General features: G+C 48.3%; 16 protein-coding genes. 8 read left to right on the top strand and 8 right to left on the bottom strand.

What is annotated here, in order from left to right; genetic code table 11:
- The first annotated feature begins 48 nt into the window (after window positions 1–48).
- From LPB400_RS07850 to LPB400_RS07825, 6 genes are all read left to right on the top strand, one after another.
- The gene (locus LPB400_RS07850) at window positions 49–1956 is read left to right on the top strand and encodes an ATP-binding cassette domain-containing protein (RefSeq protein ID WP_070460843.1); all 1908 of its coding nucleotides are present in this window, start codon (window positions 49–51) and stop codon (window positions 1954–1956) included.
- Between the two features lie 90 nt (window positions 1957–2046).
- A complete protein-coding gene (locus LPB400_RS07845) occupies window positions 2047–2478 on the top strand; it encodes a type II toxin-antitoxin system RatA family toxin (RefSeq protein WP_003683270.1) in 432 nt (143 codons plus the stop codon).
- Window positions 2471–2743: an RnfH family protein gene (locus LPB400_RS07840; protein WP_107792065.1), complete on the top strand. Its 273-nt coding sequence runs from the start codon at window positions 2471–2473 to the stop codon at window positions 2741–2743. The genes LPB400_RS07845 and LPB400_RS07840 overlap by 8 nt, the downstream gene beginning before the upstream one ends.
- Window positions 2744–2797: 54 nt before the next feature.
- The gene (gene pth, locus LPB400_RS07835) at window positions 2798–3376 is read left to right on the top strand and encodes an aminoacyl-tRNA hydrolase (protein ID WP_107792064.1); all 579 of its coding nucleotides are present in this window, start codon (window positions 2798–2800) and stop codon (window positions 3374–3376) included.
- Window positions 3377–3469: 93 nt separating this feature from the next.
- Window positions 3470–3679 (top strand): dioxygenase, encoded by a 210-nt coding sequence (locus LPB400_RS07830; RefSeq protein WP_070837719.1) that lies wholly within the window; start codon window positions 3470–3472, stop codon window positions 3677–3679.
- Window positions 3676–4044 carry a VanZ family protein gene (locus LPB400_RS07825; protein ID WP_049359781.1) on the top strand — a complete coding sequence of 123 codons (369 nt, stop codon included), beginning with the start codon at window positions 3676–3678 and terminating at the stop codon, window positions 4042–4044. The genes LPB400_RS07830 and LPB400_RS07825 overlap by 4 nt, the downstream gene beginning before the upstream one ends.
- A gap of 177 nt (window positions 4045–4221) precedes the next feature.
- On the opposite strand, the gene LPB400_RS07820 is transcribed toward LPB400_RS07825, so the two are convergent.
- The 8 genes from LPB400_RS07820 to dapA all read right to left on the bottom strand — a co-directional run bounded on the left by LPB400_RS07820 (window position 4222) and on the right by dapA (window position 9787).
- Window positions 4222–4431, bottom strand: a complete 210-nt coding sequence (locus LPB400_RS07820; RefSeq protein ID WP_413231325.1) for an opacity family porin — start codon at window positions 4429–4431, stop codon at window positions 4222–4224.
- 34 nt (window positions 4432–4465) lie between these two features.
- Window positions 4466–5641 carry a radical SAM family heme chaperone HemW gene (gene hemW, locus LPB400_RS07815; RefSeq protein ID WP_107792063.1) on the bottom strand — a complete coding sequence of 392 codons (1176 nt, stop codon included), beginning with the start codon at window positions 5639–5641 and terminating at the stop codon, window positions 4466–4468.
- A gap of 96 nt (window positions 5642–5737) precedes the next feature.
- The gene (locus LPB400_RS07810; protein ID WP_219088634.1) at window positions 5738–6100 is read right to left on the bottom strand and encodes a thioredoxin family protein; all 363 of its coding nucleotides are present in this window, start codon (window positions 6098–6100) and stop codon (window positions 5738–5740) included.
- A 58-nt stretch (window positions 6101–6158) separates the two neighbouring features.
- Window positions 6159–6668 (bottom strand): hypothetical protein, encoded by a 510-nt coding sequence (locus tag LPB400_RS07805; protein ID WP_070646892.1) that lies wholly within the window; start codon window positions 6666–6668, stop codon window positions 6159–6161.
- 75 nt (window positions 6669–6743) lie between these two features.
- On the bottom strand, window positions 6744–7337 hold the full coding sequence (gene rdgB, locus LPB400_RS07800; RefSeq protein ID WP_070460830.1) for an RdgB/HAM1 family non-canonical purine NTP pyrophosphatase: 594 nt from the start codon (window positions 7335–7337) through the stop codon (window positions 6744–6746).
- Between the two features lie 9 nt (window positions 7338–7346).
- Window positions 7347–7577, bottom strand: coding sequence for an NGO_0222 family membrane protein (locus LPB400_RS07795; protein ID WP_003679018.1), 231 nt, complete (start codon window positions 7575–7577; stop codon window positions 7347–7349).
- Between the two features lie 122 nt (window positions 7578–7699).
- On the bottom strand, window positions 7700–8785 hold the full coding sequence (bamC, locus tag LPB400_RS07790; RefSeq protein WP_371464511.1) for an outer membrane protein assembly factor BamC: 1086 nt from the start codon (window positions 8783–8785) through the stop codon (window positions 7700–7702).
- Between the two features lie 126 nt (window positions 8786–8911).
- On the bottom strand, window positions 8912–9787 hold the full coding sequence (dapA, locus tag LPB400_RS07785; RefSeq protein WP_070460828.1) for a 4-hydroxy-tetrahydrodipicolinate synthase: 876 nt from the start codon (window positions 9785–9787) through the stop codon (window positions 8912–8914).
- Between the two features lie 336 nt (window positions 9788–10123).
- Here dapA and LPB400_RS07780 point away from each other — a divergent pair, with 336 nt between their 5' ends.
- Complete coding sequence (locus LPB400_RS07780) at window positions 10124–11515, top strand: nucleobase:cation symporter-2 family protein (protein WP_219088632.1); 1392 nt, start codon at window positions 10124–10126, stop codon at window positions 11513–11515.
- Window positions 11516–11632: 117 nt separating this feature from the next.
- A complete protein-coding gene (locus tag LPB400_RS07775; protein ID WP_219088630.1) occupies window positions 11633–12775 on the top strand; it encodes a THUMP domain-containing class I SAM-dependent RNA methyltransferase in 1143 nt (380 codons plus the stop codon).
- Window positions 12776–13057 lie beyond the last annotated feature (282 nt).

Raw genomic sequence — 13057 nt, 5'->3', positions numbered from 1 at the left:
GCCGATAATTGGTTAAAATGTTCCCCTTTTCTTTTTTGAAGTTTCCCCATGAATATCTTATCCGTAGAAAATGCTTCTTTTGCTGTCGGTCATGTCGCCTTGCTCGACAAAACTTCTTTTCAACTCGACAGCGGCGAGAAAATCGGTTTAATCGGCCGCAACGGTGCGGGTAAGTCTTCGTTTTTAAAAATCCTCGCCGGTGTACAAAAGCTTGACGATGGACAGATTATTGTTCAAAACAACCTCAAAATCGTTTATGTGCCGCAAGAATCCTTTTTTGATAAGGATGCAACCGTATTTGATACCGTTGCCGAAGGATTGGGCGAAATTCGCGATTTATTGAGCCGTTATCATCATGTCAGCCATGAGTTGGAAAATGGTTCGAGTGAGACTTTGTTGAAAGAGCTCAACGAATTGCAGCTTGAAATCGAAGCGAAGGACGGCTGGAAACTGGATGCGGCAGTCAAGCAGACATTGGGCGAACTCGGTTTGCCGGAAAACGAAAAAATCGGCAACCTCTCCGGCGGGCAGAAAAAGCGCGTCGCCCTGGCGCAGGCTTGGGTGCAAAAGCCCGACGTATTGCTACTGGACGAACCGACCAACCATTTGGACATCGACGCGATTATCTGGCTGGAAAACCTGCTCAAAGCATTTGAAGGCAGCTTGGTTGTGATTACCCACGACCGCCGTTTTTTGGACAATATCGCCACGCGCATCGTCGAACTCGACCGCGGCACTCTGCGCTCCTATCCCGGATCGTTCTCCAAATACAGCGAGAAAAAAGCGCAAGAGTTGGCAGTCGAGGCGGAACATAACCGCTTGTTTGATAAATTCCATGCTCAGGAAGAAGCATGGATACGCAAAGGCATCGAAGCGCGCCGTACCCGTAATGAAGGCCGCGTGCGCCGTTTGGAAGAGCTGCGCCGCCAGCGCGCCGAGCGCCGCAATGTACAAGGGCAGGTCAACTTTAAGCTCGACAGCGGCGAAAAAAGCGGCAAAATCATCGCCGAATTGGAACACGCTTCTTTTGCCTATGGCGACAAAGTCATCATGGACAAATTCTCCGCCATTTTGCAGCGCGGCGACAAAATCGGCTTAATCGGTCCAAACGGTATCGGTAAAACCACCTTCCTTAAGCTGATTTTGGGCGAATTGCAGCCGACCTACGGCAGAATCCGTATCGGCAGTAAACAGGAAGTTGCTTATTTCGACCAGTTCCGCAGCGCGTTGAACGAAAACGACACCGTGTTTTACACGCTCGGACAGGGCAATGATTACGTTGAAGTCGGTGGTAAGAAAAAGCATGTGATGAGCTATTTGGAAGATTTCCTGTTCCATCCAGCCCGCGCACAAAGTCCCGTTTCATCACTCTCCGGCGGCGAACGCAACCGACTCCTGTTGGCAAAACTCTTTACCCGCCCTGCCAATATCCTGGTCTTGGACGAACCGACCAACGACTTGGACATCGATACCCAAGAGCTGCTCGAAGACCTGTTGCGAGATTACCAAGGCACGGTATTCCTTGTCTCGCATGACCGTATGTTCTTGGATAATGTGATTACTCAAAGCATTGTTTTCGAAGGACAAGGCCGTCTGAAAGAATACATCGGCGGCTATCAGGACTATATCGACGCAAAATCGCGGGAAGATAAAATTCAGACGGCCTCTGCGCCTAAAGCGGTTGCCGAGCCTGAAAAAATCAAACCCAAAGCCAACCGCACGGTCAAACTTTCTTATAAAGAACAGCGCGAACTCGATGCCCTGCCTGATGAAATCGCCGCTTTGGAAACCGAGCAGGCTGAAATCAATACCCAGCTTTCCGATCCTGAAATTTTCAAAGATTACGAAAAAGCAGGTGCATTGCAAAGCAGGGCTGAAGAAATTGAGATGTCGCTTTTGGAAAAGCTGGAACGCTGGGAATGGCTGGAAGCGAAACAAAATGGCGAAGCGGTTTAAATTAGGAATTTTGTCCCAAAGTAGGGCAGATATTTTTCTAAATCATGCCGTCTGAACCCCGAATATTCAAAAACAAGGTCTACAACCAACATGAAAAAAGTCGAGAAAAACGTATTGGTGCTGCATAGCGCTAAGGAAATGTTTGAGCTGGTGGACAAAGTCGAGGACTATCCAAAATTTTTGCCGTGGTATAGCAAGACCGAAGTCATCGAACGCAAAGGCAATGAGCTAAAAGCGCGCCTGTTTATGGACTATATGCGCGTCAAACAGTCGTTTGCGACGCACAACCACAATATCCCGGGGCAGGAAATCCGCATGGATTTGCTCGAAGGGCCATTTAAAACCCTGCGCGGCACTTGGAAATTTATCGACTTGGGCGATGATATGTGCAAAGTTGAATTCAGATTAGAATACGATTTTTCCAATGCCGTACTCTCTGCCATGATTTCCCCGGTGTTCGGCCATCTTGCCGGTACACTGGTGGATGCTTTTATTAAAGAGGCCGACCGCCGCTATGCTTGAAATTGAAATTGTTTACGGACTGGCCGATAGGCAAGTGTTGAAGAACATGACCGTTGCCGAAGGTATAACCGTACGCGAAGCCGCCCTGCAAAGCGGCTTGGAGGTAGAGTTCCCAGAGTTGGATTTGCAGCAAGCGCCTTTGGGTATTTTCGGCAAGACGGTGAAAGACGAGACGGTGTTGCGCGATGGCGATCGGATTGAGGTTTATCGTCCATTGTTGATTGATCCGAAAGAAGCGCGACGTAAACGCGCCGGGCAAGAATAAATCGAAGGCCGTCTGAAACTTTTTCAGACGGCCTGTCAAACTGAAAGAACAGTAATGAGCTTGAAAATTAAATTAATCGTCGGTTTGGGTAATCCAGGCCAAGAATACGAACAAACGCGCCACAATGTCGGCTTTTGGCTATTGGACGAACTGGCGTGGAAATGGAAAGTCAATTTTAAAGACGAAAAGAAATTTTACGGCGAAGTAGCGCGCGCCACTACGCCTGATGGCGATGTTTGGCTGCTCAAACCCATGACCTTTATGAACCGCTCCGGTCAGGCAGTAGCCGCTTTGGCTCAGTTTTACAAAATCAAGCCGGAGGAAATCTTGGTGGTTCATGACGAGCTGGATATTACATGCGGCCGTATCAAATTCAAACTTGGCGGCGGCAACGGCGGACACAACGGCCTCAAAGACATTCAGGCTCGCTTGGGTACGCCTAATTTCTACCGCCTGCGCTTGGGTATTGATCATCCGGGCGACCGTAATCTGGTTGTCGGTTATGTGTTGAATAAACCGTCAGCGGAACAGAGACAGCAAATTGATGACGCCATCGCCAAATCCCTGCAAGGATTGCCGGCCGTGTTGAATGGCGAATGGGAAGAGGCAACACGGTTTTTACACAGTAAGTAAGCCGAATGGGCAGCCTTGCACATCATGTTCAGACGGCCTGAAAACAGACGGTGCAGTCTGGCTAGCGATAAACCAATTAAAGAAACAGTAAATATGAACGAACTGACCAGCCTGATGCAGACCGAAGCCCCCGGCGTTGTTGGCGAAACATTAGACTTCTGCCTTTACGAATGCAGTATTGAAGATGCCCCGGATGCAGAAGAAGTGGCACAATGGCGTGATATTTTGAAGGCGCGGGGTGGGAAATTTGTCCGCTTGGCAGATATCTGCCAAACATGGTTGGATGAAGAGGCCGACAAATGAAAGCCTTACCATTAAACAAATTCACTGCCGCTGCCTTTATCTGGTTTGCCGCCGCCATTTATGCCTTACTTTTCAAAGAGGGCGGCAATAGCGCTCCACCATTTCCCCATTTTGATAAAGTCGGCCATTTTGGACTTTTCTTCGGTCAGGCATGGCTGTGCGCAAAAATATTTATTCAAGACAATAGGAATATTCCCTATAAAGGCATTCTGTTTGCCGCCTTATTATTCGCAGTAGGCAGCGAGCTGGCTCAGGCATTTCTGACTACTACGCGCCAAGGTTCGATCGCGGATGGCATTGCCGATATGGCAGGAACGGCTGCGGCACTGTGGTTTGCAGCAAAAGTAAAAGCAGCAAAAAGTTAGACATATTTAAACAACTTAAAGGCCGTCTGAAATCCTGAGAAATAGGTTTCAGACGGCCTTTTGTTACTTGATATTTGAAGCAATGATTGCTTCATGTCAAGTATTCAAATATTAGAATTTTACGCGTACACCGGCAGATACTTCGTGAGTATGGAACTTAACGTTATTAATCTTGCCCTAATGGTTATAGTGATAGCCAGCGTCCAAAGCAACGTTAGGAGTTACTTCGTAGCTTACACCAGCCATTACACCCATGCCGGTTTTAGTTTCTTTACGTTCATGATATGAATTAGCTGTCTCAACTTTTGTTGAAGCATGATTAACAGCCACATGAGCACCTACCCCAACAATTATTCTGATTGTATTTTCTTGTGGAAAATTAAGCAAATCTAAAAATGTTTTAGCTGTTGTAAAACCGCATTTATAAAAAACACTGTAACAAATCGTTTAAGAACAAACGGCCTTGCTCGGTTGGGCGGAACACAGTCGGGTCTGATTCAAGCAGGCCTTTTTGTCTGGCGGTTTCGATTTGTGCCATGATTTTTGCAGTGGGTACACCGGTACGTTCTTGCAGCATTGCGGCAGGTACGCCGTCGGTCAGGCGTAGGGCGTTCATCATGAATTCGAATGGAAGGTCTTCGGCAGCAACAGTTTTGCGTTCGACTGCTTCATGCGGATTGCTCTGCATGGCGGCAAGATAGTCGTTGGGATGGCGACGGCGGACAGTTCGCTCGATACGGTCGGGATAGGAAATTTTGCCGTGCGCACCCGCGCCTATCCCTAAGTAATCGCCGAACTGCCAATAGTTCAAATTATGGCGGCACTGCATGGCAGGTTTTGCAAAAGCCGATGTTTCATAGTGGATAAAGCCTGCGCTTTCCAATGCGCCGTGTACGGCATCTTCAATATCCAATGCTGCTTCATCTTGTGGCAATCCTTTGGGCGGCGTATGACCAAAAGGCGTGTTCGGTTCCATTGTCAGATGATATGCGCTGATATGAGATACGCCTGTTGCGATAGCCGTTTGCACATCGTTTAAGGCCGTCTGAACCGTTTGGTTTGGCAGGGCATACATCAAATCGATATTGACTTTATCAAATAATTTCAATGCAGTATCAATAGCTGTCAGGGCTTCTTTGCCATTGTGAACGCGTCCTAATCGAGCAAGCATATCGTCGTTAAAACTCTGCACACCGATAGACAGGCGCGTAATGCCTGCGTCTTTAAACCCTTGAAACTTCTCAATTTCAAATGTGCCCGGGTTCGCTTCTAAAGTAATTTCCGCTTCGGGTTGCAAGCGCAACAGCGAACGCACGCCGCTTAATAAACGGTCAATCGATTCTGCTTGAAACAGGCTGGGTGTGCCGCCGCCGAAAAATATGGTTTCCACTGGTCTGCCCCAAATATTGGGCAATTCAAGCTGCAGGTCGGTTAATAGGGCATCGATATAGGCTTCTTCCGGCAGGCCGTTTTTCAGGCTGTGGGAATTGAAGTCGCAATACGGGCATTTTTTGATGCACCAAGGAATATGGATATAGAGTGATAAAGGAGGTAGGGCGGTTAGCTGGCCAGGGCGTTGGAAAGTGATTTGGGTCATGGTATGTGTTGAGGCTCAAGGCCGTCTGAAATTTTTAGGCCATTATTTTAACTGAAATGTCGGCTGGGAAAGTAATCAGTAGGAAATTTGCGAAGTCTAAGCGCTCAAAAAGGCTTCAATTTCTTCTTCTGATAATTTGGAATTGCAGACGGCTTTTATTTTGCCTTGTGAGATTTTGAGTAGAGCGGGAACAGTTTGGATGCCGTGTTGTTCACGAAAAGTTTTTAAAGCTGCTTTGTTGCTGCTGTCGGTAAAGTGGATGGTAAGCTGTTTGTTTAAGGAAACGGTAGACAGTTTTGCAACAAAACGGCGACAGTATGAACAGCTTGGTTTGCCTAAAAAGACGATAGCAGTTTCTTGACTGTCAATGAGTTGCAGAAGTTCGTCAGGTATGGTTGGGATGAAGGCAGCGACGTGTTTTGCAAAGGCTGCCAATTCTTCAGGTGAGGGTTTGGGCATGGGAATGAATGTGAGGTAGGCCGTCTGAAGGTTTCAGACGGCCTGTTGTTTTTATGTATTAAAGTCTTTTGCGTATCCAAGACGAGAGTTTGGGTGCGCCGAATAGCAGAAAAATGCCGATAAAAAGCTGCGCGATGTTAGCAAGTATACCAGCTTGGTTTTGTGCGCCGAGATTCGCCCAAACAGATGTGTGTGTGTCGATAGCGATAGACTGTACAAAAAGATAGAGAGAGAACTGGTAAATTAGGTCGGGGATGGCTTGGAAAACAGTATATATGCCTATTAATACAATACCGGTCGTCAGCCATGGTGCAGGGTGTTTTGGGGCTTCCTGTACGGTTTGCAGATGTTCGGGCAATAGGCGGTTGGCAATGGTGGCAGGGAAACACCATAGCAGCAACCATGCAATTAAATACAAGCCGTAGAACATCAGTACGGGCGGAATTTGTTTGCTGTCATACATGCTTTCTGACTGTGCGAATATGGTAGCAATGCCGCCAAGTGTTTGTACGATGCCGATTAAAACGACCAAGCGGATGGCGACAATCAGGATTTGCTTAGGGGACATGGATTTCTTTCATTATTTGTTGGATTTAGAACATCTAAAAAAACGTTTCAGGTTTTCAGACGGCCTATTATTGATTTATAAGGATTCGATTTTTCTTAATAGTTCACGCAATGCTTGGGCGCGGTGGCTTTCGGCATTTTTGATTTCAGGATCAAGCTCGGCAGCGGTGCAACCATGTTTGGCCAGATAGAAATGTGGATCGTAGCCGAAGCCGTTTGTACCGGCTGCCTCGGTCTGCCATTGTCCGCGCCAGATGCCTTCTGCGATGATGGGTTGCGGGTCGTTTTCGTGGCGGACGAGGACAAGGACGCAGACGTAGTAGCAGCTTTTGTCGTCTTTATCGGCAAGATCGGCAGAGAGTTTGGCGTTGTTTGCGGCATCGGATTTGGGGTTTTCGCCTGCATAACGTGCGGAGAAAATACCGGGTGCGCCGTTTAAGGCGTTGGTGCAGATGCCGGAGTCGTCGGCAAGTGCCGGTAAGCCGCTGTATTGGGCGGCATGACGTGCTTTAGCCAGGGCATTTTCAATAAAGGTATGGTACGGCTCGGGACATTCGGGCGTATTGAACTGCGATTGCGGCAGGACTTCGATGTTTAAGTCGGCAAAGAGGCGGGAAAATTCTTTGAGTTTGCCTGCGTTGCCACTGGCAAGGACGATTTTTTCAAACATGGTTTTTCCTTAATGGTTTTCGGTTTGCTGCATACGAGCCATTTGTGCGCGTGCTTTGTGGCGGATGTAAAGGGCAAGGCTGCCGATTTGGGCAAAAACGGCGGCAAAGGCAAACAGAAAGGCGGCAACGGCAAATTGTTTGCTGTGAATGCTCAGAAGATAAGCACCCAACAGAATCAGTACGATAAACATCAGGGTAAACAGGGCGGTCAGGAGCAGATAGGCTTTTTGTCGGGTCATGGCAGCTTGGGTAAGGGGGAAAAATGTTCTGATTATAACGTCAGATTGGGAATTTGAAACCATGCCGGATTCGTTAAAAAGGCCGTCTGAATATTTCAGACGGCCTTAAGTCGAATAACGGATTAACGCAATTCTGTGTGCAGGCGGCTCAGCAATGTGGAGGCATCGCTGCCTTTGTATGGGCTGCCGTCTTTGTTCAACAGATGGAGGCGTGCGCCATTGTTGATAGGCTCAACATACACGATGATTTCAGGATACGTTTTTGGCGCTTCTGCTTTGCCTTTGCCAAATACGCGTTTGAACAGGCCCGGTTTTTTATTGGCAACTGCTTCGCCTTCAGTTGGCGCTTGTTGAACCAAGAAAGCGCGGCGTTCGGCATTTTGACCGATAACAGTCAGGCCGATGCGGTCAAGCGCAAGGGCGGTACGGCGCCAGTTGCGGCCGTAATCGCCTGCCAGCAACAGAGTGCCGTTGTCCACACGCGCCAATTCAGAAGCATTGCTGCGGGCAGCAACGCTTTGGGTCAGGGCTTGTTCGGCTTGCTGACCGTCAACGCCCAAATATTGCATAAAGCGGGCGAGGAATGCGGCTTCGAGGTTAGGGTCGTTTTCACCCGGTTGCCACATCGTAGTGTCTTTTTTACGGTCGGCATAAACTTCTTTCATGCCTTTGTGGGCGAAGAAGATGTCGGTCGAACCGTTTTTACCTTGTTCGATGCGGATGATGAACTTGTCGCGTTCGCTGGTAGAGTAGATACCGCCCAAGCCGACTTTGTCCAACAGACGGCGCAGGCTGTCTTGAGGGATTTTGGCTCGGTTTTCTGCCCACTCGGTTTCCATTTGGCCGATGGCAGGTTCTTCAGATTTGATGTCGAAACCGTTTTCTTGCCAGAACACTTTCAGCAAAGGCCAAATTTCGCGAGGTGATTTGCCATCGACAACCAACCAGCGTTGGTTGCCGTCACGCTCAAGGCGTACGCCTTTAACGGATTTCAAGACTTCTGCATTGGCAGGTTGTTGTACAGCTTGAGTGCGGCGTTTGTTGAAGTCGCTGGCGCGGACGGCACCGCTGCCTGCCGGTAATTGATAGAGGTTGCCTTGGTCTGGGTTGTTCAAATCAGGTGGTACTTCCAGTTTGACCAAGCGGTGTGATTGACTTTGATAGTCGAGTTTGGGTTGTTCTTTTTTGCTGCCGGAACAGGCAGTCATGCTAATCAGGGCGAGGGCTACTACGATGGGTTTGATATAGGTCATCTTGTTTTCCTGTGGATGGAGTTCTTAACAGGGAGGCCGTCTGAAAAGGGTGTTTGGAATTCAGACGGCCTTATTTCCGGATCAGATTTGTCCTGATTTTTCCAGAGCGGCTCGGACTTTGGCTTGACCGGCTTCGGTCAGTGCTACCAAAGGCAGACGAACATGGGGTTCGCATTTGCCCAATAAGCTCAGGCCCCATTTGGGCGCGGCCGGGCTGGGCTCGCAGAACATGGTGTTATAAATTGGGATAAGTTGCTCGTTTAGACGACGGGCGGTCGCAATATCGCCCTCAAGGGCGGCTCGACACATGTCGGCAAAGAGTTTCGGTGCAACGTTGGCTGCAACGGTTACCACGCCATGACCGCCACACAGCATGAAAGGCAGACCGGTAGGGTCGTCACCGGAGAACACGGCAAAACCTTCAGGAACGCTGTTGATCAATTCGATGTTGTTGCCGATATTGCCGCTGGCTTCTTTCACGCCGACGATATTCGGAATCTCGGCCAAACGCAAAATAGTGTCGTTGCTCATGCTCACGACGGTACGGCCGGGAACATTATAGATAATCATCGGAATCGAAGTGGCTTCGGCGATGGCTTTGAAATGTTGGTAAATGCCTTCTTGCGAAGGTTTGTTGTAGTAGGGAACAACAGATAAGGTGTAGTCCGCACCGGCTTGCTCAGCGGCTTTGGAAAGGGCGATGGCTTCGACAGTATTGTTGGCGCCTGTGCCAGCGATAACGGGAACGCGCTTGTTGACGTGTTTGACAGTGGCTTCAATAACGGCCAAATGTTCTTCGACAGGCAGGGTGGCTGACTCGCCGGTGGTGCCGACTGCGACGATGCCGTCGGTGCCGTTTTCAATGTGCCAGTCGATTAAGTCATGAAGTTGTTCGTAGTTGATGCTGCCGTCTTGATTCATCGGAGTAATCAGGGCAACCAGACTGCCTTTTAACATACGGAAACCTTTAATTTTATGGTGTGGGTGAATTATGCAGTGGATTGTAGCTTACTTTGTTGTTTGTGTGAAACATATCCGTTAAGCGGCTTTGCCGTTTAATGGTGACTTGTCATTATCTTAATGAATAATACATTTTTAAATCATTGATTTGTTTGTTTTGAGATGGAAAAATGATGTCAAGAATTAAAATGTGTTAAGGCGGTTTGAGGCCGTCTGAAAACGTCTGGGCGGAACTTTCAGACGGCCTGATGGTTTTGAATTTGCTGATACATTTCAAATTGGTTAAAATACGCATCTTAATATTTTTTAACGATTCTTGAGAGAAGGTTCAACATGGCCGGAATGACTGAAAAACAAGCGGAACCGCTTGATTTGGTTTATGGTTTGGAAGATAAGCCGCCGTTTGGTAATGCGTTGTTGAGTGCGGTTACGCACCTTCTGGCGATTTTTGTTCCGATGATTACTCCGGCACTGATTGTCGGCGGGGCGTTGGAGCTGCCGGTTGAAATGACGGCTTATTTGGTGTCGATGGCGATGGTGGCTTCCGGTGTCGGTACTTATTTGCAGGTCAACCGTTTCGGGCTGGTCGGTTCGGGTATGTTGTCGATTCAGTCGGTCAACTTCTCTTTTGTTACCGTGATGATTGCGCTCGGTACCGGCATGAAAGAGGGCGGCTTGACTGAAGATGTGATGATTTCAACGCTTTTGGGCGTGTCCTTTGTCGGCGCGTTTTTGGTGTGCTTCTCCGCTTGGCTTTTGCCGTATTTGAAAAAAGTGATTACACCGACTGTAAGCGGCGTGGTCGTCATGTTGATCGGCTTGAGCTTGGTGCATGTGGGCATTACCGATTTCGGCGGCGGCTTCGGTGCGAAAGCAGACGGTACGTTCGGCTCGATGGAAAACTTGGGTTTGGCATCGCTGGTGTTGCTGATTGTATTGGTTTTCAACTGCTTGAAAAATCCATTGCTGCGTATGAGCGGCATCGCGGTGGGTTTGATTGTTGGTTATATTGTTGCGCTGTTTTTGGGTAAAGTAGATTTTTCCGCCCTGCAAAACCTGCCGCTGATTACCCTGCCTGTTCCGTTTAAATATGGTTTCGCATTTGATTGGCACGCGTTTATCGTTGCCGGTGCGATTTTCTTGTTGAGCGTATTTGAGGCAGTGGGCGATTTGACGGCGACAGCAATGGTCTCCGAGCAGCCGATTGAGGGTGAAGAATATACCAAACGTCTGCGCGGCGGCGTATTGGCGGATGGTTTGGTGTCTGTGATTGCGACTGCACTGGGTTCTTTGCCTTTGACCACGTTTGCGCAAAATAACGGCGTGATTCAAATGACCGGTGTGGCTTCGCGTCATGTAGGCAAATATATTGCGGCAATTTTGGTATTATTGGGCTTGTTCCCCGTTATCGGCCGCGCGTTTACCACGATTCCGAGTCCGGTTTTGGGTGGCGCGATGGTGTTGATGTTTGGCCTGATTGCGATTGCCGGTGTGCGGATTCTGGTCAGCCACGGTATTCGCCGTCGTGAAGCAGTTATTGCGGCGACTTCTGTCGGTTTGGGTTTGGGCGTGGCATTTGAGCCGGAAGTGTTCAAAAACCTGCCTGTATTGTTCCAAAACTCAATTTCCGCAGGCGGTATTATGGCGGTATTGTTGAACTTGGTTTTGCCGGAGGATAAAACCGATAAAGCGGTTAAGGTTGAAACCGATAGTTTGGATCACTAAGCAAGCTTTATTCAAAGGCCGTCTGAAGTTTCAGACGGCCTTTTGGTTTTTCGGCTATAATATTGTTTTTATTTGTTATCCGAGTGGTTCGGATAGCTCTACCCGGAAAGGTTTTATATGACGGTTTATTCACTTTTTATCACTTGTCCTCGCGGTTTGGAAGCGCCTTTGACGCAGGAACTCGAAAGCATGGCATGCCAGGATATCCGCGCTGTTGATGGCGGTGTGGCATGTAAAGGCACGATGGAGCAGGTGTACCGCATCAACCTGCATTCGCGCGTTGCCAGCCGTGTTTTGCTGCGTTTGACCAAAGGCGGTTATCGCAACGAACACGATATCTATAAACTGGCACGAAATCTGCATTGGACAGGTTGGTTTAAGCTGGAGCAGACCTTTAAAGTCAAAGTTGAAGGCAAACGCGCCAATGTGAAAAGCTTGGATTTTGTCGGTTTGAAGATCAAAGATGCCGTCTGTGATGCCTTCCGCGATATTTATGATGCGCGTCCGAGCGTGGGCAAAATCAATCCTGATATCCGCATCCATGCCTTTATCGATGAACGCAATGTGGAAATCTTTATCGATACTTCCGGCGAAGCACTCTTCAAACGCGGCTATCGTCAGGATACCGGCGAAGCCCCATTGAGGGAAAACTTGGCGGCAGGTTTGCTGCTTTTGGCAGGCTATGACGGTACGCAGCCTTTCCAAGACCCGTTTTGCGGTAGCGGTACGATTGCCATTGAGGCTGCATGGATTGCGACACACCGTGCGCCGGGTTTGATGCGCCGTTTCGGTTTTGAAAAACTGCAAAACTTCGACAAAGAAAAATGGCAAGCCCTGCGCCGTGAAGCTGAAAAACAAATCAAACCGGCAGCCGCGCCAATTTCCGGCAGCGACAACGACCGTTATATGATCCGCGCCGCATTGGCCAATGCTCAAGCCGCCGAAGTGGATAATTTCCTCCGTTTTGATGTGCAAGATGCGCAAGACGCTCGACCAAACGGCGAACACGGCATTATGATTTCCAATCCGCCTTATGGCGTGCGCCTTGCCGAAATTCAGGCTTTACAGGCTCTTTATCCGCAACTGGGCACATGGTTGAAACAGCACTACGCAGGCTGGCTGGCTGGGATGTTTACCGGCGATCGCGATATGCCGAAATTTATGCGCCTTTCTCCGAAGCGTAAAATTCCGCTGTTTAATGGTAACTTGGATTGCCGATTGTTTTTGATGGATATGGTTAAAGGCTCGAATCGGGGCTAAAACCTGAAATTGAGGCTGTCTGAAAGATGATTTCAGACGGCCTTTTTTGATTTGTTAAAACTGTCTTTGTTATAACGGAGTTTGCTTTTCTTTTTTTAATTACAGGCTGTCTGAATCGTGTTCAGACGGCCTTTTTATTGGCTTAAAACTACTATTTTATAGTAATAGACAATCAGATAAATAATAAAAATCTATTGTATGGGTAAAATACATTGTTAAATAAAAATACCATATCTAGTAGTCTTGTGTTTTAATTTGCACCATATATTGTGTTTTATAGTA

Origin of the sequence: Neisseria perflava, assembly GCF_019334725.1 — a bacterium.
In the GTDB taxonomy this organism is placed as follows: Bacteria; Pseudomonadota; Gammaproteobacteria; order Burkholderiales; family Neisseriaceae; genus Neisseria; species Neisseria subflava_A.
The sequence above is the reverse complement of the archived record's forward strand: the minus strand, read 5'-3'. Positions and strand labels throughout refer to the sequence as shown.